This is a genomic window from Pseudoduganella dura (genome assembly GCF_009727155.1).
Taxonomy (GTDB): domain Bacteria; phylum Pseudomonadota; class Gammaproteobacteria; order Burkholderiales; family Burkholderiaceae_D; genus Rugamonas; species Rugamonas dura.
The window spans coordinates 6,012,505-6,038,745 of sequence record NZ_WNWM01000002.1 but is presented as its reverse complement, the minus strand read 5'-3'; the positions used below and the strand labels follow the sequence as shown (position 1 = coordinate 6,038,745).

General features: G+C 67.2%; 21 protein-coding genes. 12 read left to right on the top strand and 9 right to left on the bottom strand.

From position 1 onward, the window contains the following. Positions 1-218: 218 nt before the first annotated feature. From GJV26_RS26280 to GJV26_RS26270, 3 genes are read right to left on the bottom strand one after another with little or no spacing between them, the layout of a single operon-like run. On the bottom strand, positions 219-836 hold the full coding sequence (locus GJV26_RS26280) for a PqiC family protein (RefSeq protein WP_155711567.1): 618 nt from the start codon (positions 834-836) through the stop codon (positions 219-221). After that, a complete protein-coding gene (locus GJV26_RS26275; protein ID WP_155711566.1) occupies positions 833-2,446 on the bottom strand; it encodes a PqiB family protein in 1,614 nt (537 codons plus the stop codon). Before GJV26_RS26275 ends, GJV26_RS26280 begins: the two co-directional genes overlap by 4 nt. Continuing rightward, positions 2,439-3,812, bottom strand: a complete 1,374-nt coding sequence (locus GJV26_RS26270) for a paraquat-inducible protein A (protein WP_308807641.1) — start codon at positions 3,810-3,812, stop codon at positions 2,439-2,441. The genes GJV26_RS26275 and GJV26_RS26270 overlap by 8 nt, the downstream gene beginning before the upstream one ends. Positions 3,813-4,044: 232 nt before the next feature. On the opposite strand from GJV26_RS26270, the gene GJV26_RS26265 reads away from it, so the two are divergent. Further along, positions 4,045-5,103, top strand: a complete 1,059-nt coding sequence (locus tag GJV26_RS26265) for an AI-2E family transporter (RefSeq protein WP_155711565.1) — start codon at positions 4,045-4,047, stop codon at positions 5,101-5,103. 19 nt (positions 5,104-5,122) lie between these two features. Beyond that, the gene (locus tag GJV26_RS26260; protein WP_155711564.1) at positions 5,123-9,502 is read left to right on the top strand and encodes a DEAD/DEAH box helicase; all 4,380 of its coding nucleotides are present in this window, start codon (positions 5,123-5,125) and stop codon (positions 9,500-9,502) included. 66 nt (positions 9,503-9,568) lie between these two features. Here the strand turns inward: GJV26_RS26260 and GJV26_RS26255 are convergent, their stop codons facing one another. Continuing rightward, on the bottom strand, positions 9,569-12,274 hold the full coding sequence (locus GJV26_RS26255) for a PAS domain-containing hybrid sensor histidine kinase/response regulator (RefSeq protein WP_229419460.1): 2,706 nt from the start codon (positions 12,272-12,274) through the stop codon (positions 9,569-9,571). A gap of 217 nt (positions 12,275-12,491) precedes the next feature. On the opposite strand from GJV26_RS26255, the gene GJV26_RS26250 reads away from it, so the two are divergent. Continuing rightward, positions 12,492-12,704 carry a hypothetical protein gene (locus GJV26_RS26250; RefSeq protein ID WP_155711562.1) on the top strand — a complete coding sequence of 71 codons (213 nt, stop codon included), beginning with the start codon at positions 12,492-12,494 and terminating at the stop codon, positions 12,702-12,704. Here GJV26_RS26250 and GJV26_RS26245 read toward each other — a convergent pair. After that, a complete protein-coding gene (locus GJV26_RS26245) occupies positions 12,692-13,609 on the bottom strand; it encodes a LysR family transcriptional regulator (RefSeq protein WP_155711561.1) in 918 nt (305 codons plus the stop codon). The genes GJV26_RS26250 and GJV26_RS26245 overlap by 13 nt on opposite strands. A 94-nt stretch (positions 13,610-13,703) precedes the next feature. Between GJV26_RS26245 and GJV26_RS26240 the strand changes: the two genes are divergently transcribed. Beyond that, a complete protein-coding gene (locus GJV26_RS26240) occupies positions 13,704-13,916 on the top strand; it encodes a DMT family transporter (protein ID WP_155711560.1) in 213 nt (70 codons plus the stop codon). A gap of 36 nt (positions 13,917-13,952) precedes the next feature. Here the strand turns inward: GJV26_RS26240 and GJV26_RS26235 are convergent, their stop codons facing one another. From GJV26_RS26235 to GJV26_RS26225, 3 genes are all read right to left on the bottom strand, one after another. Continuing rightward, positions 13,953-15,041, bottom strand: a complete 1,089-nt coding sequence (locus tag GJV26_RS26235; protein ID WP_155711559.1) for a DUF1176 domain-containing protein — start codon at positions 15,039-15,041, stop codon at positions 13,953-13,955. Positions 15,042-15,104: 63 nt separating this feature from the next. Further along, a complete protein-coding gene (locus tag GJV26_RS26230; protein WP_155711558.1) occupies positions 15,105-16,094 on the bottom strand; it encodes a DUF1176 domain-containing protein in 990 nt (329 codons plus the stop codon). Then, complete coding sequence (locus GJV26_RS26225; protein ID WP_155711557.1) at positions 16,091-17,131, bottom strand: hypothetical protein; 1,041 nt, start codon at positions 17,129-17,131, stop codon at positions 16,091-16,093. Before GJV26_RS26225 ends, GJV26_RS26230 begins: the two co-directional genes overlap by 4 nt. A gap of 164 nt (positions 17,132-17,295) precedes the next feature. Between GJV26_RS26225 and GJV26_RS26220 the strand changes: the two genes are divergently transcribed. From GJV26_RS26220 to GJV26_RS26210, 3 genes are all read left to right on the top strand, one after another. Next, positions 17,296-17,598 (top strand): ArsR/SmtB family transcription factor, encoded by a 303-nt coding sequence (locus GJV26_RS26220; protein WP_155711556.1) that lies wholly within the window; start codon positions 17,296-17,298, stop codon positions 17,596-17,598. Positions 17,599-17,660: 62 nt separating this feature from the next. Then, entirely contained in the window at positions 17,661-18,656 is a 996-nt protein-coding gene (locus GJV26_RS26215; RefSeq protein WP_155711555.1) for a zinc-dependent alcohol dehydrogenase family protein, read from the top strand. A 127-nt stretch (positions 18,657-18,783) separates the two neighbouring features. Beyond that, positions 18,784-19,656, top strand: coding sequence for an AraC family transcriptional regulator (locus GJV26_RS26210; RefSeq protein ID WP_155711554.1), 873 nt, complete (start codon positions 18,784-18,786; stop codon positions 19,654-19,656). Between the two features lie 38 nt (positions 19,657-19,694). Here the strand turns inward: GJV26_RS26210 and GJV26_RS26205 are convergent, their stop codons facing one another. Then, positions 19,695-20,336, bottom strand: coding sequence for a hydrolase (locus GJV26_RS26205; RefSeq protein WP_155711553.1), 642 nt, complete (start codon positions 20,334-20,336; stop codon positions 19,695-19,697). Between the two features lie 355 nt (positions 20,337-20,691). Here GJV26_RS26205 and GJV26_RS26200 point away from each other — a divergent pair, with 355 nt between their 5' ends. From GJV26_RS26200 to GJV26_RS26180, 5 genes are all read left to right on the top strand, one after another. Next, the gene (locus tag GJV26_RS26200; RefSeq protein WP_155711552.1) at positions 20,692-21,330 is read left to right on the top strand and encodes a DUF2306 domain-containing protein; all 639 of its coding nucleotides are present in this window, start codon (positions 20,692-20,694) and stop codon (positions 21,328-21,330) included. 179 nt (positions 21,331-21,509) lie between these two features. Further along, complete coding sequence (locus tag GJV26_RS26195; protein WP_155711551.1) at positions 21,510-22,325, top strand: MipA/OmpV family protein; 816 nt, start codon at positions 21,510-21,512, stop codon at positions 22,323-22,325. Between the two features lie 93 nt (positions 22,326-22,418). Beyond that, the gene (locus GJV26_RS26190; RefSeq protein WP_155711550.1) at positions 22,419-23,117 is read left to right on the top strand and encodes a response regulator transcription factor; all 699 of its coding nucleotides are present in this window, start codon (positions 22,419-22,421) and stop codon (positions 23,115-23,117) included. Further along, positions 23,110-24,432: a sensor histidine kinase gene (locus GJV26_RS26185; RefSeq protein WP_155711549.1), complete on the top strand. Its 1,323-nt coding sequence runs from the start codon at positions 23,110-23,112 to the stop codon at positions 24,430-24,432. The genes GJV26_RS26190 and GJV26_RS26185 overlap by 8 nt, the downstream gene beginning before the upstream one ends. Positions 24,433-24,597: 165 nt before the next feature. Further along, positions 24,598-26,214: a phosphoethanolamine transferase gene (locus GJV26_RS26180; protein ID WP_155712738.1), complete on the top strand. Its 1,617-nt coding sequence runs from the start codon at positions 24,598-24,600 to the stop codon at positions 26,212-26,214. The last annotated feature ends 27 nt before the right edge of the window (positions 26,215-26,241 follow it).

Genomic DNA, 26,241 nt, shown 5'->3' with positions numbered 1-26,241 from the left:
GTCGAGCCGGACGGTTCCCGGCAAATAGCCACCAAGTCTAGCGCCGCGGCGACGCGGGCGGCGCCACGATGGGCGATGCCGCCGGCGGCGCTTGCGGTCTGGTGCCTGACCCGGTTTTCGGTGGCGTTGCGGCTGCTTCCGCGAAAAACCGGTGTCGGACACTTATTTTCCTGCGGAAAAAAGTGTCCGACACCAGGGTGTTCGCCGGCCCCGTGTTTTCAACAGCCGGCGGTCCGCCCGGCCGCCAGGTCCCGCACCCCGGCGGCCACGGCGGCCGCCAGCCTGCCGAGCGCGGCGCGGTGGCCGGCGACCAGGGCCTCGTAGCCCTGCCCGGCTTCCTCGCGCAGCACGCTGCGGCACGTGAGCACGGCGCCGCCGCCCACCTGCCGCACGCTCCACACGGCGTCGACCAGCGCGTAACCGCCCGGCACGGATTCGAAGCGCTGCACGTTGGTGCTGATGCGATACACCGGCACGTCGTCCGGGTGGGGGGTGCGGTAGACGTCGATCGCGCCGAGCCGCGCCGTGACGCCCAGCGACAGCGCATTGCCGATCTCGTCGGCCAGCGGGCCGGCCCAGCGGTGGTGCTCCAGCAGGTCGACCCGCCCGTCCGCGCCGCCGACCAGGAGCTGGTCGCGGCGCACCTGGGCCGGCACGTTGACGGCCGCCATCTCGATGTACAGCCTGCCCGCGCCGGCGCCTGCAACGGCTTCGGGTGCCGCGACGCTGTCGCCGGCAAGGGTGTAGAACCGGTCGGCCGGCGCTGCGGCGCAGCCGGCCAGCAAGGCCGCCGCGGCGATGGCCGATGCCCGGCAAAGGGAAACAAGGCGGGTCATTTCTTCTCCTGGGGTTTGCCGCGGATCAGCGATTCCGGGTGGCGTTCGAGGTAATCGGCCAGCGCGTCGACCGACTCCATCGTGCGCGTCACTTCCTGCAGCGTCCGGCGCAGGTCGGACTGCAGCGGCGAATCCTGCTGCAGCAGGTCTTCCGCGCTGGCGAAGGTCTTGCGGGCGGCGGCCAGCGTCTGCGTCACCTCCGGCAGCACCTGGCCATCGAATTTCGCCAGCGTGGCATCGGCCCGGGCCAGCATGGCGTTGGCCTGCACCAGCGTGCGGTTCAGGTTGGCGCCAATCTCGTCGAACGGCACCTTGTCGAGCTTGCGGGCAATGCTCAGCAGCTGGCTCTGCAGTTCGTCCAGCGAGCCGGGCACCGTGGGCAGTACCAGCAGGTCCTTCCGCATCGCCAGTGCCGCCTTGGGCGCGCCCGGGAAGAAGTCGAGCGCGATGTAGAGCTGGCTGGTCAGCAGGCTGCCGGTGCGCAGCTGGCCGCGCAGGCCGCGCCCGATCATCCGCGCCATCGTTTCGTGGCCCTTTTGCACGTCGCCGGAATAGGCGTCCAGGAACGGCTTGCCCAGCCGGCCCGGATACAGGTCGATCGTCACCGGCATGCGGAAGGCCTTGCGGGTGCGGTCGAATTCCACGCCCACGGCGCGCACCTCGCCCAGCACGATGCCGCGGAAGTCGACCGGCGCGCCGGGCACCAGGCCGCGCAGCGACTGGTCGAAGTACAGCACCGCCGTCACGCCGGGGCCGTCCGGCGGGCGCAGGGCGGCCGCGCGGTCGTCGGCCAGGTTGAAGCGCGTGCCCTCCGGCGCCGCCGCCTCGGGCTTCTGGCCGTTGCCCGACTCGAAGGCGATGCCGCCGGTGGCCAGCGCCGCCAGCGACTGCGTGTTCAGCTTGAAGCCGCCGGCATCGAGGCGCAGGTCCACGCCGCTGGCGTGCCACCAGCGCGTGTCGATGCCGACGAAGCCCACGTAGCGGTCCTCGATGAAGACGGACATGTCGATGCCGTCGCCGGCCTGGTCCAGCTGGAACGACGCCACCTGCCCCACGCGCAGGCGGCGGTAATAAACTGGCGAGCCGATGCCCACCGAACCCAGGCTGTCGCCATGCAGCTTGTACTCGCGGCCCTTCAGGCCGGGCGGCACGGCCGGCGGCGTATCGAGCCCCTTGAACTGGCTGGTGGTACCGCCGGCCTTGCCGGGCGCCGCGCCGATATAGGGGCCGGACAGCAGCGTGCCCAGGCCGGACACGCCGCTGGCGCCGATCTGCGGGCGCACCACCCAGAACCGCGTGTCCTCGGCGGTGAAGCGCTTCGCCTCGCGCGCCATCTGGATCTTCGCGTCGACGCGGTTGCCGTCCTCGCCCAGCGTGACGGCGACGACTTCGCCGATGTCGACATCCTTGTATTTGACCTTGGTCTTGCCCGCCTCCAGCCCTTCGCCGGTGGCGAAGCTGACGGTGACCGTGGGGCCGCGGCTGGTCATCCAGTTGACCACCTGCGTGGCGCCGATGATGGCCGCCAGCACCGGGATCAGCCAGATCAGCGACGGCAGCCAGCGGCTCGGGCGGTCGACGGCGGGTTGCGGAAGGTCCTGCTCAGGCATGTGCTTCTCCGTTCTTGTCGTTCCTGTCATTCTCGATGGGGTCCCAGATCAGGCGCGGGTCGAACCGGTTCGATGCGAACATCGTCAGGATCACGACGCAGCCGAACGCCAGCGCCCCGGGGCCGGCCGTGATCACGGCCAGCGCCTGGAAGCGCACCAGCGCCACGGTCAGCGTGACCACGAAGATATCGAGCATCGACCAGCGGCCGATGAATTCCACCATCCGGTAGATGCGCGTGCGCCCGCCGGGCGCCCAGCGCGATCCCCACTGCGCGGTGGCGTTCAGCAGCGCCAGCGCCGCCAGCTTCGACACGGGCACCAGGATGCTGGCGACAAAAATGACGATCGCCAGTCCCGGCGAACCGGTGTTCCAGAACAGCGCAACGCCGCTCATGATGGTATCGCCCTCGATGCCGCCGATCGATTCGGTGTACATCACCGGCAGGATATTGGCCGGCACATACAGCAGCGCGGCCGCCGCCAGCAGCGCCCAGGTCCACGTGGTGCTGTTCGGGATACGGTGGTGCAGCACCGCCCCGCAGCGGCGGCAATGCTGCTTTTCGCGGCGCTCCCGGTTGACCAGGCCGCAGGCGCGGCATTCGATCGGGTGGCGGGCAACGGCGGGGCCGTCCGGCGCGGCGTGCATCGGCGGGGGTGCAACCGGCGGATCGAGCCGGTCGCCCAGCGCCCACAGCGCGCGCGGTTCGTAGCGCATCACCACCGCGCACAGGATCGTCAGCGCGCCGAACGCGAACAGGCCCGGATGCGGGATCACCCGCGCAAGGCTCGTCATCTTGATCGCCGTGACGAGGATGCCGATCATCAGCACTTCCGTCATCGCCCAGTGCCGCGCGCCCTGCACCACCCGCAGCAGCAGGTGAAACCCGGGCAGCCGGCGCCCGCGCAGCAGGCCGGACGACACGTACAGCAGCGCGCCCAGTTCCAGCGCGGGAAAGGCGACGGCGAAGAAGAACACCATCGCTGCGATCACTTCCATGCGCTCGCTCCACAGCACGCCGATGGCCTGCAGCAGCGTGGCGCCGGACGTCAGGCCGCTCATTTCCAGTTCCACGATGGGAAAGCACTGCGCGATCAGGTACACCAGCGCGGCGCCCAGCGTGATGGCCACCATCGACGACGGACGCGGCGCCGGCCCGGCGGCGTGCCACTTGTACAGCACATTGGCGCAGCGCGTGCAGCGCGCGCGCTGCCCGGAAGCCAGCGGCCGCCAACGGTACAGCGCGCCGCAATCGTGGCAGCCGACGAGCTGCCCGTCCGTCATGCCGCAGGCCCCATGGCGGCGGTTTGCGGCGCGGCGGTCGTGAGCGCGTGCGCGGATCCGGTCCGGCGCGAACGGGCGGTACATGTTTCGGGGCGCAGCATCGGTCCTCCGGGAATGTTCGGCGCGGTATTGTCCCGCCGAAATGGACTTATCATTATGACCAGATGCGGCGGTGCCAATGCGCACGATTGACGAGCATATTGTAAGGTTGCACGCGGCGCACTGCACGGTGACGGGAAAAGTTGCCTGTTCGGCTATGATGGGGAAACACCGCGTTTTACCTCCTCATCCGGATCAATCACCAAATAACAAATATATGAAGCAACTCTCTCTGCCGCAAAAGTCGTTCCTGCTGTTGCTCGGCCTGCTGACGCTGGGCTTTTTCTGGATCCTGCTGCCGTTCTCGGGCGCCGTGTTCTGGGGCGTCATCCTGGCGGTCGTCTTCGCGCCGGTGCATTACCGGTTGCTGAACATGACCGGCAACCGCCCGACCTCCAGCGCGCTCATCTCGCTGTTGCTGATCCTCCTGATGGTGATCCTGCCGCTCACGCTGATCACGCTGTCGCTGATCGACCAGGCGGCCGGCATCTACGAGATGATCAATTCGGGCCAGATCAATTTCGGCACGATCTTCCAGCGCGTGATCGCCGCGCTGCCCACCTGGGTGCACTCGGTGCTGGAACGCTTCGAGCTGACCAACCTGGAAAGCCTGCAGGCCAAGCTCACGGCCGGCGCCTCGCAGATCAGCCAGGCGGTGGCGAAGTATGCGATCAACTTCGGCAGCATGACGCTCGATTTCCTCGTCAGCGTGACCGTCATGCTGTACCTGCTGTTCTTCCTGTTCCGCGACGGCCAGTCGCTGTCGGCCCGCATCAAGCGCGCGGTGCCGCTCGGCACGCGCTACAAGGAGCCGCTGTTCGACAATTTCATCATCGTGATCCGCGCCACCGTGAAAGGCAACGTGCTGGTGGCGATCGCGCAGGGCGCGCTGGGCGGCCTGGCGTTCTGGTTCCTCGGCGTGCCGGGCCCGATGCTGTGGGGCGTGGTGATGGCCTTCCTGTCGCTGCTGCCGGCGGTGGGCGCGGCGATCGTCTGGGGGCCGGTGGCGGTGTATTTCCTGATCACTGGTGCCGTGTGGGAAGGCATCGGGCTGGCGGTCTACGGCGTGGTGGTCATCGGCCTGGTCGACAACGTGCTGCGCCCCCTGCTGGTAGGCAAGGATACCAGGCTGCCCGATTACGTCGTGCTGCTCTCCACCATCGGCGGCATGGCGCTGTTCGGCCTGACCGGCTTCGTGATCGGGCCGGTGATCGCGGCGCTGTTCATCGTGGCCTGGGAACTGTTCGCGAGCACGGAAGAATTCCACGCCGAATAGGCATGGAACGCGCCCGGCAATGGCTTCCCGTTCACGTCACGATTTCCATCCCGCGGTCGCGGCGTGGTTCGACGCGGCCTTCGTCAGGGGACCGACGGAGGCGCAGCGCCGCGCCTGGCCGCTGATCCAGGCCGGCCGCCCCACGCTGATCGCCGCGCCAACCGGTTCGGGCAAGACGCTGACGGCGTTCCTGGCCGCCATCGACGCGCTGGTGCGCGAGAGCCAGGCGACCCCACTGCCGGATGAAACGCGGGTGCTGTACGTGTCGCCGCTCAAAGCGCTGTCGAACGATATCCGCGTCAACCTGCTCGTGCCGCTGGAAGGCATCGGCGCGCGGCTCGATGCACTGGGGCTGCCGCCGCACGGCATCCGCAGCGCCGTGCGCACTGGCGACACGCCGCAGGCCGAGCGCAACGCCGCGCGCAGGCGCCCGCCGCATATCCTGGTCTCGACGCCCGAATCGCTGTACGTGCTGCTCGGCTCCGAGAGCGGGCGCAACATGCTGCGCACCGTGCGCACGGTGATCGTCGATGAAATCCATGCCGTGGCCGGCGGCAAGCGCGGCAGCCACCTGGCACTGAGCCTGGAACGGCTCGATGCGCTGTGCATGGAGCAAACGGGGGCGCAGGCGCCGGTGCGCGTGGGCCTGTCCGCCACGCAGAAGCCGATTTCGGTGGTGGCGCAGTTCCTGGCCGGCGCGGGGCGCGATTGCGCGATCGTCGACGTGGGCCACGTGCGTGCCCGCGACCTGGGGCTGGAACTGCCACCCGTGCCGCTCGAGGCGGTCATGCCGAACGAGGTATGGGACCGCGTGTACGACCGGCTGGCCGAACTGGCCGCCCTGCACCGCACCACGCTCGTCTTCGTCAACACGCGGCGCATGGCCGAGCGCATGGCGCGCCACCTGGCCGACCGCCTCGGCGCCGAACACGTGGCGGCGCACCACGGCAGCCTGGCCAAGGAATACCGCCTCGATGCGGAGCAGCGCCTGAAACGGGGCGAATTGCGGATGCTGATCGCCACCGCGTCGCTGGAACTGGGCATCGATATCGGCGACGTGGACCTGGTCTGCCAGATCGGCTCGCCGCGCAGCATCGCCTCGTTCCTGCAGCGGGTCGGCCGCTCCGGGCACCACGTGGGCGGGCTGCCGAAGGGCCGGCTGTTTCCCGCCTCGCGCGACGACCTGATCGAGTGTGCCGCGCTGCTCGACTGCGTGCGCCGCGACGAACTCGACACGCTGCGCATCCCGGTCGCACCGCTCGACGTGCTGGCGCAGCAGATCGTGGCCGAGGTGGGCAGCCGCGAGTGGAGCGAAGACGCCCTGTTCGACCTGGTCCGGCGCGCCATGCCGTACGCGGCGCTGGCGCGCGAGCGCTTCGAAGCCGTGCTGCGCATGCTGACCGACGGGTACAACGGGCGGCAGGGCGTGCGCGCCGCCTACCTGCACCGCGACGCCGTCACCGGCACGGTGCGCGGCCGGCGCGGCGGCAAGCTGACGGCCGTCACCTCCGGCGGCACGATCCCGGACAACGCCGATTTCACCGTGCTGCTGGAACCGGGCGGCCAGAACGTGGGCACCGTGCACGAGGACTTCGCGGTGGAAAGCCTGGCAGGCGATGTGTTCCAGCTCGGGAACACGTCGTACCGCATCATGCGCGTGGAAGCGGGCAAGGTGCGCGTGGAGGATGCGCACGGCGCCGCGCCGAACATCCCGTTCTGGCTGGGCGAGGCGCCGGGCCGCAGCGACGAGCTGTCGCTCGGCGTGGCGCGGCTGCGCGGCGAGATCGACCGGCTGCTGGGCGAGCGGGAAGACGGGGAAGAAGCAATCGAGCATGCGATCGGCTGGCTGTTCGAACACCTGGGCCTGGACGACGACGCGGCACGCCAGATCGTCGAGTACCTGGCCCGCGCGCGTTCGGCCCTGTCCGCCCTGCCCACGCGCGACACGCTGGTGATGGAGCGCTTCTTCGACGCTTCCGGCGGCATGCAGCTGGTGCTGCACACGCCGTACGGCAGCCGCATCAACCGCGCCTGGGGCCTGGCGCTGCGCAAGCGCTTCTGCCGCACGTTCAATTTCGAATTGCAGGCGGCGGCCACCGAGGATGCGATCGTGTTGTCGCTGTCGGACAGCCACAGTTTTCCGCTGGACGAAGTGTGGCGCTACCTGCGCTCCGCCACCGCGGAACACATCCTGGTGCAGGCGCTGCTCGATGCGCCGCTGTTCAACGTGCGCTGGCGCTGGAACGCGACGACGGCGCTGGCCCTGCCCCGCTACGCCGGCGGGCGCAAGGTCGCGCCGCAGCTGATGCGGATGAAAAGCGACGACATGCTGGCGGCGGTGTTCCCCGACCAGGCGGCGTGCCTGGAAAACATCGCCGGCGACCGCGAGCTGCCCAGCCACCCGCTGGTGGACCAGACGCTGGACGACTGCCTGCACGAGGCGATGGACAGCGAAGGCTGGCTGGCGCTGCTGCGCCGCATGGAAGCCGGCGACGTGCAGCTGCTGTCGCGCGACCTGCCCGCTGCCTCCCCGCTGGCGATGGAGACCCTGAACGCCCGGCCCTATGCCTTCCTCGACGATGCGCCGCTGGAGGAGCGCCGCACCCAGGCCGTGATCAACCGCCGCTGGACCGATCCGGCATCCACCGACGACCTGGGCGCGCTCGATGCCGGCGCGATCGAGGCGGTGGCGCTCGAAGCCTGGCCGCGCGTGCGCGACAGCGACGAAATGCACGAAGCGCTGGTGGCGCTGGCCGCGATCACCCGCGACGAAGCCGGCGCCAACGAAGGGTGGGAGGACTTGCTGGCGGCGCTCGCCAGGGGCGGCCGGGCCACGCGGCTGCAAGGCAGCGGTGCCGGCCTGTGGGTGGCGCTGGAGCGGCTGGCCTGCGTGCAGGCGGCGTATCCCGATGCCGTTGCCGCGCCGGCCCTCGCGATACCGGACCGGCTGGCCGCCGATGGCGACGAGCCATGGTCGCGCGACGCGGCGCTCGTCGAGCTGCTGCGCGCGCGGCTGTCCGGCTTCGGCCCGCAGCCGGTGGCGGCCATCGCCGCCGCGCTGGCCCTGCCGGAAAGCACGGTCACCATCGCATTGACGCAGCTGGAAAGCGAGGGCTACGTGATGCGCGGCCGCTTCACGCCCGGTGTGACCGAAGAGGAATGGTGCGAACGGCACCTGCTTGCGCGCATCCACCGCTACACGATCAAGAGCCTGCGGCGCGAGATCGAACCGGTGGAGCGGCAGGATTTCATGCGCTTCCTGTTCGAATGGCAGCACCTGGCCGAGGCCACGCAACTGCAGGGCAGCGACGCGCTGCCACCCGTGCTGGCGCAGCTGGAAGGCTATGAAGCGGCGGCCGGCGCCTGGGAAAGCGAGCTGCTGGCCGCGCGCGTGAAGGATTACTCGATGCTGTGGCTCGACGACCTGTGCCGCGCCGGCCGCATCGTCTGGACGCGGGTGGGCGCGCCGGCCAGCGCCAGCGGCGGCCCGGTGCGCGGCACGCCGCTGGTGCTGCTGCCGCGCCGCCAGCTCGCGCTGTGGCATGCGCTGCCCGCCGTCGCCGGCGAGGTGGAAGTGTCGTCGCGCGCCGCCCGGGTGCTGGAGGCGCTGCGCAACCATGGCGCGATGTTCTTCGACGAGCTGGCGCACGAGGCGCGGCTGCTGGGCGCGGAACTGGAAAGCGCGCTGGGCGAACTGGTGGCGACCGGGCTCGTCAACGCCGACAGCTATGCCGGCCTGCGCGCGATGCTGGTACCGGCCAACAAGCGCAACACGATGGACCGGCGCCGCCGCCGTGGCGCCGGCCCCACGATGGAAGAAGCCGGCCGCTGGGCGCTGGTGCGCCGCGCCGATGGCGTGACCATACTGGAGCGCAACGGCGACCCGGCGGACAGCCCGCAGACGCCGGCCCGCCCGGTACCGGCACGCCGGCCGCGCACCGATCCACCCACGCTGGAGCACATCGCCATGACGCTGCTGCGCCGCTATGGCGTGATGTTCTGGCACCTGCTCGAACGCGAGGCGGCCTGGATGCCGGCATGGCGCGAGCTGCTGCCCGTCTACCATCGCCTCGAAGCACGCGGCGAGATCCGCGGCGGGCGTTTCGTGGCCGGGCTGTCCGGCGAACAGTTCGCGCTGCCCGAAGCGATTCCGGCCCTGCGCGAAATGCGCCGCCGGCCGCGCGACGGCAGCCTGGTGGCGGTTTCCGGCGTCGATCCGCTGAACCTGTGCGGCACCCTGCTGCCGGGCGACAAGGTGCCCGCGCTGGCCGGCAACCGCGTGCTGTTCCGCGACGGCCTGCCGGTCGCCACGTTAATCGCAGGCAAGTTCGGCTACCTGCAGCCGCCGTCGCCCGAGGAACGCGAGCTGTTGCGCGCGCGGCTGGTGGTGCAGCGCTGACGGGTTGGAATCGCCCGGCTTGCCTCCGTCACCCGCCGCCGCCCGCCGCCCACTGCCCGCTCCCCATCAAGCGCCGGCGTCGATACCCGCCAGGATTGCCTGTACATCGGCCGCCTGCACCGGCTTGGTCAGGTGCTCGTCGAACCCCGCCTCGGTCGAGCGGTTCCGGTCGGTCTCGGTGCCCCAGCCAGTCAGCGCCACCAGCCGCACGCCGCGCAGGCCGGGCAGCTGGCGCATCGCCAGTGCCGTCTCGTAGCCGTTCATCTCCGGCATGCCGATGTCGAGGAAGGCCACATGCGGGGTGAACTCGCGTACCGCCGCCATTGCTTCCACGCCGTTGTGGGCGACGCGCGTCGCATGCCCGCCCAGTTCGAGGATCATGGCCAGCGTCTGTGCCGCATCGACGTTATCGTCCACCACCAGCACGTTCAGTCCGGGCATGGGCAGCGCCGCCGCGCCGGCCGGGCGTTCGCCAGCCTCCGCGCGGGCCGTATCGACGGCGGCGGCGGCGTCCAGCAACGGCAGGCGCACGGTGAAGTGGCTGCCGGCATCGATGCCGTCGCTGCGGGCCGTGACCTGCCCGCCGTGCATCTCGACCAGGCGCCGCACCAGCGACAGGCCGATGCCCAGCCCGCCCTGCGCCAGGTCGAGGTGGCGGCTGACCTGGCTGAACATGTCGAACACACCGCCGATCGACTCGGCCGGAATGCCCACGCCCGTATCTGTCACGGAGATCACCGCCTCGCCGCCCTCACGGTCCATGGCCAGCCGGATCAGGCCGCCGGGCGGCGTGTACTTCGCCGCATTGTTCAGCAGGTTGGAGACCACCTGGGCGATCCGCACCGCGTCCACGTCGGCGAACATGGCTTCTTCCGCCATGTCGACGGCCAGCACATGGCGGCCCGCCTCGATCGACGGCTGGCTGGTTTCCACGGCGCTCGACAGCACCTTCCGCAGGTCGGCACGCCCCTTTCTCAGCTCGAGCTTGCCGCCGCTGATGCGGGCGATATCGAGCAGGTCGTCGATCAGGTGGACCATGTGCTCCACCTGCCGCTCCATCACTTCGCGCACTTTCGGCACGACCCGGTCGCCGCCCATGCGCATCACGGCAAGGCCGCTGCGGATCGGCGCCAGCGGGTTGCGCAGTTCGTGTGCCAGCGTGGCAAGAAATTCGGTCTTGCGCCGGTCGGCCTCGGACAAGTCGGCGGCCAGCCGGCGCAGCCGCTGGTTGGCCGCCTTGCGCGCGGTGATATCCGTAAACAGCAGGCCTACGCGCCGGCTGCCGGGGGCGTCGAACGGCGTCGCATAGACGTCGAACCAGCGGCCCAGGGCCGGCGCCTCGTTCTCGAAGCGGGCGGCAACGCCGGTCAGCGCCACACGCCCGTACGTATCGACCCAGAAGTCGTCGAGCGTGGGCACCAGCTCCTTCGCCGTGCGGCCCGTCGCATTCGCCAGGCCCGTGTGCTGCTCGAACATGCGGTTCATTTCGACAAAGCGGTAATCGACGGGCCTGCCCGTATCGTCGGCGATCATTTCGATCACACAAAAGCCCTGGTCCATCGAATCGAATAGGGTACGGTAACGATCCTCGCTGGCGCGCAGGTCCCGGTCGGCCCGCTCGCTCGCGGTGGTGTCCAGCACGATCGCCACCAGGCCCTGGAACTCGCCCGCGGGCCCGCGCAGCGCGTTGACGCTGCTCGTGGCCGGCATCAGCGAACCATCCTTGCGCAGGTAATGCTTGTCGATCACGAAGCCTTCGCCGTCGGCCATCAGCCGCGACACCGCGTCGAGCGTTGCTTGCAGCGAATCGGGCGCCGTCACGTCGGCCGCGGTGGCACCGATCAGCTCGTCGCCGGCATAGCCCAGCATGTCGTAATAGCGGCGGTTGGCGAACGTGATGCGGCCCGCCATGTCCATCTCGACAACGCCCGTGGCCGCCTGGCTGACGATCTTTTCGAACCGTTCGCGGCTTTGATACAGCGCCATTTCGGCCAGCCGCCGGTGCGTCTGGTCGACGCCATGGACCAGCACTCCGGTGATGCGGCCGTCCGCGTCGCGCAGCGCCGAATGGACGATATCGATGAAGCATTGTTCCAGCGGCGTTCCCGGCTGCCGCTGCAGCATCACCGGCATGTCGTGGCCGACGAACGGTTCGCCGCTGCGGTACACGGCGTCGAGCAGCTCGAAGAAGCCCTGGCCGCCGACTTCCGGCAGCGCCGCGCGGACCGGCCGGCCGACCAGGTCGCGGTTGCCCACCAGTTGCAGGTAGCGGTCGTTGACCATGTCGAACACGTGATCGGGGCCCCGCAGCACGCACATGAACGCGGGTGCCTGCCGGAACACTTCGGCCAGCCGTTCGTTGGCCGCACGCAGTTCCCGCGCGGCCAGCTCGCTTGCCGTGATGTCGCGCGAGACGACCAGCAGGTTGCGGCTGCCGTCGAAAGGATTGGCGGCCACGGTGACCAGCACGTCCCACCACTTCGGGGTGCCCTTCGCGGTCGGGCACATTGCCTGGAAGTGGCCCGTGCCACCGCCGATCGCGGCAGCGAGCGCCGCATCGATGGACGCCTGGGCCTCCAGCGGCCAGAACGATTTCCACGTCGCACCGGCCACCGCGGCAAAATCGTCGATCTCCATGGCGCACTGGCCGTTGACGTTCATGGACAATACGCGGCCGTCGCTGCTGAGCAGCTTTACACAGTCGGGACTGCTTTCGAACAGTTGTGTCGCCAGCGTCGGGAGCGGCAGGCCGGAGGGCGCATCGTCGGACATAAGACCTTTAATTGCATCATCCGATACCGAAAGCGGCCGTACCGAAAGATCGTTCATTGAAAGTTACCGTTATATCACGGTGTTGTCCTGGGCAATGTTCGATGGGAAACACAACAGGCCGAAGCGGCGGCGCACCGCCATCGCCTATCGCTTTCGGCATGGGCGCCGCGCCGGCCGGCGGTCTAGAATAGGAAATCCGGACATGGCGGAGCGCGCAATGAATACCACCCAGCAGTCACCGAAACCCGACGGCACCGGCAGGCCCGCCGTGGCCCCTGCCGCCGATACGGCGTCCGACGTCCTCGACGAGGCACTGGACGAATCCTTCCCGGCCAGCGACCCGGTCGCCGTCTCGATCACGTCGGTCGATCCCGGCAGGGCAGCCCCGCCTGCGCCACCCGGCAAGCACGGCACCGGTCAGGGCAAGTGAACACCCGGCTGGCTGCAGTCGAATACCGCCTGGCGCAGCCAGCGGTGGCCCGGATCGTCTTCCCGCCGCACGTGCCACGCCTGCTGGTACGAAAAGCTCGGTAACGCGAACGGCGGCTTGAAGCGCCGCAGCGCCTTGTGCGGCTGCATGGCGCCCACCGTGCGGCTGGCCGCCGTCAGGATCAGGTCGGTGCCGGCGATCAGTTCCACGGCCGCGCCCCAGTGCGGCAATGCCACGGCGATGTGCCGCTGCAGGCCCAGTTCGCCAAGGGCCTTTTCGATTTCATCGTAGGCGTCCGGCCGCAGCGCCAGCTTCACGTGCGGGCGCTGCAGGAATTCGTCCAGCGTCAGGCCGCCCTTCGCCGACAGCGTGTTTTTATCGGCCAGGCTGATGAATTCTTCCGGGAACAGGTCCTGCACCTGGATGGCTTCTGGCCGGTCCGGGAAGATGCCCAGCGCCAGGTCCACCTCGCCGTCGACGAGCTGCGCCAGCATCGCGTCGCGGCTGGCCTGGCTGATCGCCAGGTCGATGCCCGGCGCATGCCGGCGCACGTGCCGCACCAGCGGCGGCAGGATGATGCGCGACGAATAATCGGACAGCGTCAGCCGGAATCGGCGGCGCGCCGCGGCCGGATCGAACTGCTGTTCGCGCAGCAAACCGTTCAGCGTGCCCAGCGCCTCGCCCAGCGGATCGATCAGCGCCATGGCACGCGGCGTCAGCGCCATGCGGCCTTCGCGCCGTACCAGCAGCGGATCGTCGAACTGCACGCGCAGCTGCGCCAGCGCGTGGCTGACGGCGGGCTGGCTCTTGTGCAGCCGCAGCGCGGCGCGCGTGACGTGTTTTTCGGCCAGCAGCGCGTGCAGCGTCAGCAGGAGATTGAGGTCGATGCGGCGAAGTTCATCCATGGGATGAATAGTACACGTGCGTATAAACGATTTCCATCGATCGCGCGGATATCGGATATTCGCGGCTACAACTAAAACCAAGCCGGAGACTCCCATGACCAGCAAGACCGCCCTCCTCGTCCTGATTCCCGTCTGCATCGCCCTGCTGGCCGGCGCGGCGCTGCCGTTCCAGGCCATCGGCAACGCCGCCACCGACCACGGGCTGGGCGATCCGCTGTGGAACGGGCTGGCGTCCCTCGTCCTGAGCGGCATCATCACCGTGGCGGGCGTGCTGCTGATCCGTGCGTTCGCCAGGCGCAGGCGGTAAATCGCGCGATCGCCGGACTGGAACCGGGCCGGCCGGCTATCGCCGGCGCACGTCGGTCACGAGAACCGGTAACGGCCAGGCGCCGCCCAGGGAGATGCCCCGGCACATCCCCGTCGTGCCCTTGCGGGTCTGCACGAAGCGTTTGCCGTTCCATGTCCATTCTTCGAAATCCGCGCAGCCGGCCATGCTGGCCCGTCCCGCGGTACGGATCGTTCCATTCGAATACATGCCGTCGGTCGTGACGATCCTCGGCGCGAACGGTGGCGACGCATTGATCACCCAGTAAGCCTCTCCGACGCCGGATGCGCCCATCCAGCAAGTGGCGGAGGCGACCAGCCTGGTACCCGACAGCCGTTGCACATGGATGTAATCAGACGCTCGTAAACTGTTCTCGAGGGCCGGACATTCGTCGCCGGCGGACGCGATCAAGGCGTCTCGCAAGGCTTTCCGGCTGGCCCTGGACAACTGGACGCGACCGTCGGCCGGCACGCGCGGTGCGACGACAACGGGCGCCGGCACGGCCGGCAACGCATGGCGCTCGGCCCTGTCGCCCTTGGCCACCAGCGCTCCCGGCGTGCCGGGGCGCCCCTGGAATTCGTCCATCTTCAGCATGACGGCGGTTGCGCCCTTGTCCGACAGCCGCCATTTCGACTTGCCATCCGTCCATTCGATCTTGCCGTGATGGAGAAGAGCAACAAGCAGAGCCTCAACCTGTGCAGGCGTCAGCCGTGCGGTCCAGTCTTCGTCCGCGAGCGCGACCAGTCCAACGGGCGCGGCGTCGATCAGCATCGTCAACGACACATTGCCGGGATGGATATCCGTTAACGCCCCCGCGCCATGGCCGATCTGGAGCTCGCCCGCGACAGGCTGGCCCGGTCCGGCCTTCCGGGTCAGGAGTACCGACACCGGCAGCGTCTTGTCCGCTGCGTCGGTGTCGCCGTCGTCGTCACTGCCATCGTCGTCATCGTTCGACAGGGGGTGATAGCCGGCGGCACGGCAGGTGCGTGTGTTGTCGCAGACGATTTCCCAGTCGCTATCGGCGAACTCGATGCCGCGCAGCTCGCCTGCAAATACGGCGCTGGCCAGTGCCAGCGAAGGAACAGCCGCGCAGAGAAGTTTTTTCATGGAAGACGTCCACGGGATCACGGCGCAAGCCGCAATGCGGAGCCGTATGAAATGCCGCAGCACTTAATTTGCGGGAGCTTTCCGCGCCACCCACTTGCGGTGTTCAATCAGACCCGTCATGCCGCGGCAGCTATCGGCCCGGTACATTGTCAGCAGTTCGAACTTGTTCCCGGTCCACAGCCATTCGATGGTCTCGAGACAATCGCTGTAGGTCCCCCGGTAGTAAGACTCCAGCACCTGGCCATTGAAACTGGCGCTCTCCAGGAAACCTTCTTCCGGACCGATGTTTGGCAGGCTGAGACGCCGGGGCTGGTAAGGAGGTCGCCCGTTGGCCAGCCAGGCTTCGAAAAAACTCCTGTATGAGCCACGCGCCGATTCAAACAACAATAACAGCCGGTCATCCGCAAAGCGGTACAGGCTATGCTTGTCGATCCCCTCCGCCGCATCCAGGCCGGCTTCCGCGGACACGGCCTTGATGAGTTCGATATCTTCAACGCGCTGCGCACGTGGCGCGGCATGCAGGACCGGCATGGCCGGCGCCGGCGGCACGGAAGCTTCCGGCCGCCGGCCGCGCCGTACCAGCGCCCCCGGGGTGCCGATCCTTCCCTGCACCGCATCCATCCGCAACAGCGCTGCCTTCATGCCATCGAGCGGCAGGGTCAATTGCTGTGCGCCGTCGCTGGCTCGGCCCGTCCTGCCGTCGATCATCATGTCCAGCAGTTCGCGCGCGGCCTCGCGCGGCATCGGCCGGTTGGCGCGGACCGGGATTGGCCGGTGACGGCCCACCGTGATGGTGACGGCGTCCGGCTCGCGCGGCCCGTCCCCGGTCAGGATGACTTTTACCATGACTGCCGTATCGGGCCCAGCCTCGCGCACCAGTTGAACGGCAATCTGCCGCGCCGTCTCGCGATCCGGTCCGTAGCCGACCGCTTCGCAGCGGTTGACGTTATCGCACTGCACGTTCCAGGACCGGTATTCCTGCGCGGCGCAAACGAGCGGCGCGAACAGCGCTGCCGCTGGGATGGCGGCACGCAACAGTGTGGATATCTTCATCGGGCAAACTGGTCTTCCGGATTCTGGGCGGCAGCCAGGGCCTCCGTCACGAACGGTTCGAAGAATTCGATCAGCCGGCGGCTGCGCGGCAAGTGGAACAGCAACTCCGTTTCCAGGCTGCGCGGCCCTTTTCCATGCGTGAAAAAACGCGGCTTGACGGGATTGGCGAACAGGATGTGTTCATCCTTTAACTTGTTCTTTCGCGCACGGTCGACGAGGATCAGCTGCGGCGGATAGCGGTAATCCGGCGAGCGGTCCGTCTTGTCGATCAACAGCGCCCACGCCAGCGGGCCATCGCCTTCCTGGACGAACGCCAGGCGCGACGGCTTGCTCAGTGCAGGGTCGTACGGAAAATCCGGCGCCATCGCCGCCATCAGCCGCAGGTTCCAGTCCGGCTTCGTGAACGCCGGATAATCGGCGGCGTCGAACACCAGCCGATACCTGCTGCGGTGCACGGCCCGCCAGTACCGCCCGGGGTGTTCGCCACGCAGCGCCGGGTCCGGCGGCGCGTCCTCGACCGGCAGGCCGAGGAACAGCGGCGTCAGCGTGCAGCGGAACGACTCGTCCACGAACCAGTCACGGGCATTGGTCATGGTTTCATACCACCAGTGCGCATTGTCTGCCTCGATCCGCCGGGTCAGCACATCGTACGCCGTACGGTCGAGCGGATCGGGTGGATCGCCCGAAGGGCTGTCGAACGATCCCACGTCCAGGTAATTGCGGTAGCCGGCACGGCGTTCAGGGTGCTCGTACCAGTCGCACAGCAGTGCGGAGCGGTAGCCCGACTCCCATTGCCCGAACGGGCGCCAGATCTCCTGCCGCAGCTGCTCCAGTTCATACGCCCGGCCCTGTTCGTTGATCAGCGGCTCCGGCAGCAGTTTCCTGAACAGGACTGCCTGGGCATACATGCACCGCCAGCCCTCGGCGATTTCCCGCTCCATGAGTTCCAGCCTGAAGTCGAACAGCCGCCCGGCCTGATCCGACAGCCGTGTACGCAGGCATGCCCCGAAGCGTTCGAGCTCATCGGCTTTCATCATCCGCAAGCGCCTTCCAATAACGTGAAACCCGCACTTTACAGGACGACTCGCATGGCAAAACTCGCCAAATGTCACCTTGTCGAAATACGTGGAACGTTCATATATCGGTATTGCCCGGTCGGACGTCAGCTTGACATATCGCGAAATCTCGATATAATTGACTGATGGACTTACTCGAAGTATTCAAGGCGCTCTCGAACCGTACCCGTCTCGACATCCTGAAACGGTTGAAGGATCCGGTGAACAATTTTCCCCCACAGGACGAAGGGGATGTGCACACGGTGGGCGTCTGCGTCAGCAGTATCCAGGAGGGTGTCGGATTGTCGCAGTCGACAGTCTCCGGCTATCTTGCAACCTTGCAGAGAGCTGGCCTGGTCGAAGTACAACGCATCGGCCAGTGGACCTACTACAAGCGGAACGAGGAAGCGCTCGGTGCGTTGGCCGAACTCATCGGCAAAGACTTGTAAATTTTTTTTGCCCCATAATATCGAGAATTCTCGATATACCTTTTTAACGAAATGAGGATGGAATGAAAGCGATCACACTCAACAGTTTCGGCGGTCCGGACGCATTCGAGCTTCGCGACGTGCCCAGGCCGGCACCTGGCGCAGGACAGGTTCTCGTCCGGGTGCATGCCACGTCCATCAACCCCCTGGACTACCAGGTACGCCGCGGGGATTACCGGGACCATGTGCCCCTCCCCGCCATTACCGGACACGATGTTTCCGGTGTGGTCGAGGAAGTCGGCGCGGGCGTGACGGCCTTCGTCCCGGGCGACGAGGTCTGGTACACGCCCCGGATTTTCGATGGTCCGGGAAGCTATGCCGAGTACCACGTCGCCGACGAAAGCATCGTCGGGAAGAAGCCCGCTTCGCTGAGCCATCTCGAAGCCGCGAGCCTGACCCTGGTTGGAGGAACGGCATGGGAAGCGCTCGCCGTGCGGGCGCAACTTCGCGCAGGAGAAAGCATTCTCATACACGGCGGCGCGGGTGGCGTGGGCCACGTGGCGATCCAGGTTGCGAAGGCCATCGGCGCGAGGGTATTCACGACTGCCCGTTCGGAGCAGTTCGAATTCGTGCGCGGCCTCGGCGCCGATGTCGTCATCGACTACCGGAACGAAGACCATGTCGAAGTCGTCATGCGTGAGACAGCAGGCGAAGGCGTCGACGTCATCTTCGACACCATCGGTGGCGACACCCTTTCCCGTGCGCCCGACGTGCTTGCCCAGCTGGGCCGGGTCGTCACGATCGTCGACACGGCGCAGCCACAGAACCTCGTGCAAGCCTGGGGCAAGAACGCGAGTTATCACTTCGTGTTCACACGACAGAATCGCGGCAAGCTCGATGAACTCGGCGCGCTGGTCGAACGCGGCCAGCTTCGCCCCCATGTCGGCGCGACGTATTCGTTGGCCGACATTCCTCTTGCACATGCGCGACTCGAAAGTCGTGACAGCGGGCTACGTGGAAAAATCGCCATCGCCGTCGTTCCGCCGGCGCATGCGGATGCTCGACAGCCTCGGGCATGAACGCGTCGAAACGTGTTTGCCTGGCCGAACGCCGCCGTTCGGGCGGCCCGGCCCTTTCGAATGCCTTATTGCCTTCCCGGCAACAGCGCACCTACAATCGTTATCAACCCACTTCCCGGTCCTTCCCATGGCAAACCAGATTGCACTTCCGGAGAACCTGTTCAATGTGACGAGCATCGACCGCACCTGGAATGGGGTCGCCGTCGTGATCACCGAGTTTTTCGGTACCGGCCGGGTGCTGCACCAGCTGGCGCACGATGACCAGTCGCGGCTGGGCATGCTCCTGGACGAAGTGGGCGAAGGCCGCTGCGAGCCGCGGCTGCGCGGCGATGCGCCCTGCCCGATCGACTACCGGCCGCGCCAGATGCACTTCACACCCGCGGGGATGGAACTGTGGGGATACAGCGACGACGTTCGCTACGCGCGCGACGTCAACCTGTGCTTCGATATCGGTGCGCTCGGCGAGCGCTGCGCGATCGGGGTACAGCACGACCTTGCGAACACGCCCCGGCTGCGGTTCACCGACGAGGGGATCTGCGCACTCATCGGCTTGCTTGCGGAGGCGGTGAGCGATCCGGATCCGTCCACGCAGTTGTACGGCGACGCGCTCGTGACCTCGATCGCGATCCGGCTGTTTCGCGGCAACCGAACCCCAGTCAGGGGCCCGGCCAGGCTGTCGCCGTTGCAGTTGAGCGACGCGCTGGACTTCCTGGAAGCAAGCCTGCCCTCCAGGGTGGACCTGGCGACGCTGGCGAACCTGGCCGGCCTGTCCCAATCCCACTATCACCGGGCATTCAAGGCGTCGACCGGCCTGGCGCCCTACAAATGGCAGCTGCAGGCGCGCATCGAGCGCGCCAAGGCGCTGTTGCTCGGCACCCGCGGTTCCCTCGAGGACGTGGCCGAAGCGACCGGCTTCGCGGACGCCGTCCATTTCGGCAGGACCTTTCGCAAGCTGACGGGCGCGACCCCGTCGGCCTGGCGCAGGGATCGCCTCGGCTAGGCGGGCGCGGGGCAAGCATGCTGCGTCCGGCACAGGGGCTAGGCCCGGGCCGCCGATTGCAGCAGCTGCAGCTCCCAGGCCAGCGCGACGCCACTCGCGCCGCCGTGTTCCAGGACGACGCCCGAAAGCTCGGCTGCCGACTCCACGCGCGCCCAGTCGCGCTGCCATTCGGAGATCACTGCCATCCAGGTGATCGGCACCGCGCCGGCCTGCACCAGCCGGCGCACCGCCATGTCGTGCGCTTCGGCCGAAACGCCGCCCGACGCATCGGTCACGATGAACACGTCGTAGCCTTCGTCCAGCGCCTGGATCGCGGGCATGGCCAGGCAGATCTCGGTCCACAGCGCCGCCAGGATGAGCTGTTTGCGGCCGCTCCTTTTCACGAGGTCGGTCACATTCGGGTCTTGCCAGGTGTTGATGAAGGTACGGTCGATCGGCTTCTGGTCGGGGAACACGTCCTGCAGCCCCTTGATCAGGTTGCCGCCACGGTCTTCGATCACCGTGGTAAGAATGGTCGGGACGCCAAACACCTTCGCGGCCTTGGCCAGCCCGACCACGTTATTGACGATCATGGTGGGTTCGTGGCTGTGCAGGTTCGCGAACTGGTAGGGCTGGTGGTCGATGAGCACGACGATGCTGTCTTCGGGGCGAAGCAGTGCGGAAAGACCGGTCTTGGGCATGTAGGACTCCTCGTGGATGTGGCGCTCGTGCGCGTTGGGGAAAGACCGGGAGCGGGCGGCAACGCCGCCTGTCCCCCGTGAAAAGATGGTGCCATGGCAGGTCGCGCATGGCACTGACCCGTCTTGCGCCGGACAGTCCGAACTGATCGCCGGGCCTCGCCGATGCGTATCGGCAGTTCCGCATCGAATAACCGGCTTGTCTTCCAGGGGGAGGCTTTTCGCAGGGGCACCACCCCCGGCAACATTCCGACGACAGCACCGGCCTACAGTGCGCCTGCGTGAGACGTGCCGCGGCCCTTGACTGGCGCGGCGCTCCCCTGAACGCAACCAACAGCCAACAACGAAGGGAATCTTCATGACGCATATTGCAAGACCGCCAGCGACAACCCACCGAACCAGCCTGGTACCCGCCTGGCTGTTCGCCCTCACGACCCTGCTGTCCGTGGCGGTTGCCCTGGTCTCGTACAGGTATCTCGGCGCGGCTCCGGAAATACCGGAGCAAATCGGGGCGAACCGCTTTGTCAGCCCATGGCTGGTGGTGCATGCCGGATCGGCCGCCACCGCGCTGCTGCTGGGGCCCACCCAGTTTTCAAGGAAGCTGCGCGCGCGCCGTGCCGCCCTGCACCGCTGGATGGGCAGGGTCTATGTCCTGGGCTGCATGGCCGGGGGCGTCTCGGGCCTCGTACTGGCAGCGGGGGCTTCGACAGGCATCCCGACGGTGATGGGATTCGGAAGCCTGGCGCTTGCCTGGCTCGGCTCCACGGGGCTGGCATGGTACCGCGCAGTGCACGGCGACATCGGCGAACACCGGGCATGGATGGTCCGCTCGTTCGCGCTGACCCTCGCCGCCGTCACGCTACGGGTCTACCTGGCGATCCTCGGCATATTCGAACTGCCCTTCATCACGGGCTACCAGGCCATCTCGTTCCTGTGCTGGATGCCCAACCTGATGCTGGCCGAGTGGCTGATCCGTCGCAGGCGGGCCAGGGCTTGATGCCCCGTTCCGCGGCGCCTGCCGCTGCCGGTTCCGGATCGGTGTGCGCTCCCGCCATGTCGGTCCGGCGACATTCCAACGACATGCATCGCGCCATAGTACGCATGCGGGTGGTGCTTGTCTTTGTTGGATGCAGACTGCCCACGTCACCAATAACCTTCCATACAATAGGTCACTCAATGAAGCGTTGCTCTTTTTCGTTCATCTTCCTGCTGGCTGTAGCCAGCGGCGCCAATGCCCAGCAGTCCGGTTCGCCCACGGGCGCCACCGGCCCATCCCAGCAGGCCCAGGGCCCGCGCTGGGGCCTGGGCATCGGCACGGCCGTTTCCAGCAGCGTGTACGCAGGCGAAGACACGCGCATCACCCCGTTCCCGCTGGTGAGCTACCAGGGCGAGCGTTTTTTCTGGCGCGGCATCAGCGGCGGCGCGCACCTGCTGCAGGGCAGCGGATTCTCGCTCGACGCGCTCCTCTCGGCGCGCATGGACGGCATCGACCGGGACGATTTCGCCCGAGCCGAACTTGCCGAGCGGGGCGTCAACCAGGCGCTCCTCGAAGACCGCGACGACGGCCTGGACGTGGGCCTGGCGGCGACCTGGCGCGGCGCCATGGGCGAGCTCGAACTGGAGATCAAGGGCGATGTCACCGGCGCCAGCAAGGGCCATGAAGCCGGGGTGAAGTACGCCTATCCCTACCAATGGGGAAAAACCCGCATCTCGCCGCATGTCGGTATCGCCCATCTTTCGAAAAAGCTCGCCAATTATTACTACGGCACCCTGCCGGAGGAAGTTGCGCGCGGCGTGGTCGACTACAAGCCCGGCAGCGCAACCGTGCCGCGCATCGGCGTCGATGTCATGCACCCCTTCGCGGGACGCTGGGCGTTCATCGGCAATATCTCGTACAAGAAACTGCCTGGAAAGATCTCGGACAGCCCGCTGGTCGAAAAGGACAAGGATGGTGCCGTGTCGGCATTCATCGGCGTGTCACGCGGCTTCTGATGCCGCCGGGCCGGTCGAGCACACTTCCCGCAGGGATTTGATGCGATACTGGCCCACTTCGAAAAACCCAACCGCGCGCTGGCGCCGGACGCTATGGTCAAGCAGGCACTGAGCATTCTCATCATCGAGGACAACACCGCACTGGCTGCCAACTTCTACGATTACCTGGAAGCCTGCGGCCACGATCCGGATGCCGCGCCCGACGGCGAGTCCGCGCTCGGCCTGCTCGCCATCAACCATTACGACGCGATCGTTCTCGACTGGATGATGCCCCGGATGGACGGCATCACGATGCTGGAACGGTTGCGCAAGCACGAGAAATCGCGGATTCCGGTCATCCTCGTGACGGCGAAGGACCAGCTCGAAGACAAGATGCTGGGGTTCGTCACCGGCGCAGACGACTATGTCGTCAAGCCGGTGGCGCTGCCGGAGCTCGAAATACGCCTGCAGGTGCTGGTGCAGCGCTCGCGCGGCGCGCACGCCGAAGCCCGGACACTGGAAGTTGCCGACCTGTGCTTCAATCTCGAGACGCTGGCGGTGACGCGCGCCGGCAAAAGCATCCCGATGACGCCGGTACGGCGGCGGCTGCTCGAATACCTGATGCGCAAGTCCCCCAACTTGGTACGGCGCGAAGAACTCGAGGCCCTGGTCTGGAACGACAACGTGCCGGATCACGACGTGCTGCGCTCGCATATGCACATGCTGCGCAAGGCGGTCGACGGCGGGTCAGCGTCCAAGCTGATCAGGACGATCGCCGGCAGCGGCTATCGGCTGGCCGGCTCCAATGACTGAGCGCGCGCCGCGCGGGAGCGGCCGGCGCACACCCGGCCTGCGCCGCAAGATCGCCATGCTGTTCCTGCTGTTCGGCCTGGTACTGGGCGCCGGACTGACCATCCAGGGAAACCTGAGCCAGCAGCTGATCGTCCATCCGATCTGGCGCGATCTCCTGCAGTCCAGCACCAACCAGTACCTGGCCGACGGCGACTCGCGTCCCGCCGGGCACCATCTCCCCACCAGCGGACTGGTGCGGGGCTGGAACCTGCGCGGCACGACGCTGCCGGGCGATATGCCGCCCTACTTCGCCAGTCTCGAACCCGGTTATTACGACGAGCACGACATGGACGCCTACGACAGCGACCGCAGCCATGCGGTCCTTGTCACGCCCGCCGGCGACGGGCGCATCGTCATGGCCGTCGACATCACCGAGCTGGAGGACTATCAGAACATGACGGCGATGGTCAGCGTCCTGATCGCGATACTGAGCGGCCTGATGATCCTGTGCTCCGTCCTGTGGCTTTACCACAGCATGAACCAGCCGATCCAGTCGCTGGCGCGACGGATGGAGGGGCTCGATCCGGAGCAGCCATCCCAGCGGCTGCAAACCGATTTCGCGCTGCGCGAGCTGCACGATATCGCCGTCCTGGTCAATCGCCACCTCGAGCGCGTGGAACGCTTCATCGAACGCGAGCGCAGCCTGCTGGATCAGGCGAGCCACGAATTCCGCACCCCGATCGCGGTCATCGCCGGCGCCGTCGATGTGCTGAAGCTGTACGAGCTGCCGCCCGGTGCCCGGCGTCCCCTGGAACGGATCGAGTCCACCACGAGGAACCTGACCGAGATCATGGCGGCGCTGCTCTTCCTGTCGCGCGAAGCGGAGGCCAGGGCGCCGGTCGAGGCAATCCGCCTGGACTCGCTTGCCGCGGTTCTCGTCGATGACCACGAACACCTGCTACAAGGCGCGCAGGCGAGCTTCGTCGTCGCGGAGCTGCAGCCGCTATGGGTGGAATGTCCCGAAGCGATCGCCCGCATCGTGGTCGGCAACCTGCTGCGCAACGCGGCGGAGAACAGCCACGAAGGCGCCATCACAGTCACGCTGGCCGACCACTGCCTGAGCATCCAGGACAATGGCGCCGGCTTCGACACGGTCGCGGCCGCGCGCCGCTATACGCAGGCCTTGCGCGATTCGACGAAACAGGGCGGCGGCCAGGGCCTGGGGCTGTTCCTGACGCGCCGTATCTGCGAGCGCTTCGGATGGACTCTCACGATATCGTCCAATCCCGGCAGCGGCACCCTCGCCGAGCTGCGGTTCCCACCCGCCCGCCGCTGAAGCGGCACGGCGCCATCGCCGGCGCCGGGCTTTTCCTTCCAACGACTTTTCCTCGACATCCCCCCGCTAGTCTGGGCCCGCGAATACGGTGGAGGTCCACCGACGCAAGTTCATGCGGGGATCAAGGTGAAGGCAAGGCAGTCGATGGGAGTCAGGGCGGTGACAATGCCGATCGCGGTATCGGTGTACACGGTCGCCGTATTCAACATGGCGTTCTGGAACCGCTTCTTCGCGGCCACCGAAGGCCTCGGGTGGCTGGCGGCGCCGCTCCGGATCGGTGCCGCGCTGGCGTTGTCGCTGGCGTTCGCCGGCCCGCTGCACCTGTTCAATTTCAGGCCGGTGCTGAAGCCGCTGTCGATCGCATTGCTCGTCGCGACCAGCGTCGTGAGCCACTTTACGAACCACTATGGCGTCGGTATCGATTGGGCGATGGTGCAGAACATGGCCGAAACCGACGTCGCCGAAGCCGGCGAACTGCTGACGTTCAGGCTGGCCGCAAGCGTCGCCGTGTTCGGTATCCTCCCCGCGTACCTGATCGGTCGCCTCGACATTCGCTTCCCGCCGTTGCGGCGCCAGCTGCCGCGCAACCTGATCGCCGCCGGCATATCGCTGGCGCTGGCCATCGCCCTGGTGCTGGTCATGTTCAGAGCGCTGGCGCCGGTCGTGCGTGAAAACAGGGACCTGCGGTTCCTGCTGGCGCCCACCAACTATATCCACGCCGTCAATGGCTACCTGAAACGCAGGTGGGCCATACCCGTCGTCGTCTCGCCCTTCGGCGTCGATGCACGCAGGAACCGGTCCTGGGGCGCGGGCACGAGGCGCACGGTGACGGTCATTGTCCTCGGCGAAACCGCGCGTGCCGCCAATTTCTCGCTCAACGGCTACGGGCGCGACACCAATCCCAGGCTGGCCAGGCAGCAGCGGCTGATCAACTTCCCGCACATGGAATCGTGCGGGACCGCGACCGCCGTCTCGGTACCGTGCGTGTTTTCGGGTCTCGGACGGGAACACTACACGGCGGAAAAAGCCAGGTCGCGCGAAGGTCTCCTCGATGTGCTGCAATACGCGGGCTTCGAAGTCCTGTGGCGCAACAACAATTCCGGCTGCAAGGGCGTCTGCGACAGGGTGACCTACGAGGACGTCTCGCGCACGGGCACGGTGTCGCAACACTGCGATGCCGACGGATGCCACGACGGCCGCCTGCTGGAAGGCCTGGGCGAGCGGATCCTCGGCTCGAAACGCGACATGGTGATCGTGCTGCACCAGCAAGGCAGCCACGGCCCCGCCTACTGGAAGCGCTATCCGCGCCGTTTCGGACAATTCGGCCCGATCTGCGACACCGGCTCGCTGTCGACATGCAGCCGCGAAGCGATCGTGGCAACCTACGACAACACCATCCTGTACACCGATTTTTTCCTGAGCGCGACCATCGACCTGCTGAAGAACCTGGACGCGCGGCACGGCATCGATACCGCGTTCATGTACTTTTCGGACCATGGCGAGTCGCTCGGGGAAGACAACATCTACCTGCACGGCGCACCCTTCGCGATTTCTCCGAAAGAACAGCGCCAGGTGCCTTTCATGCTCTGGCTGTCCGATGGTTTCAGCGAGCGGTTTGCACTGGACGAGGCTTGCCTGCGCCAGCGCACGCGGCACGCCCTGACCCATGACTTCATTTTCCACTCGACGCTGGGAATGCTCGCGGTCGACACCAGCGTGCGCGACCGCGACCTGGACATTTTTGCATCGTGCAAACCGGCGCCTGCGCACATGCCGGCCTGAACACGCCCGGCGAGCAGGCAGCCGGCC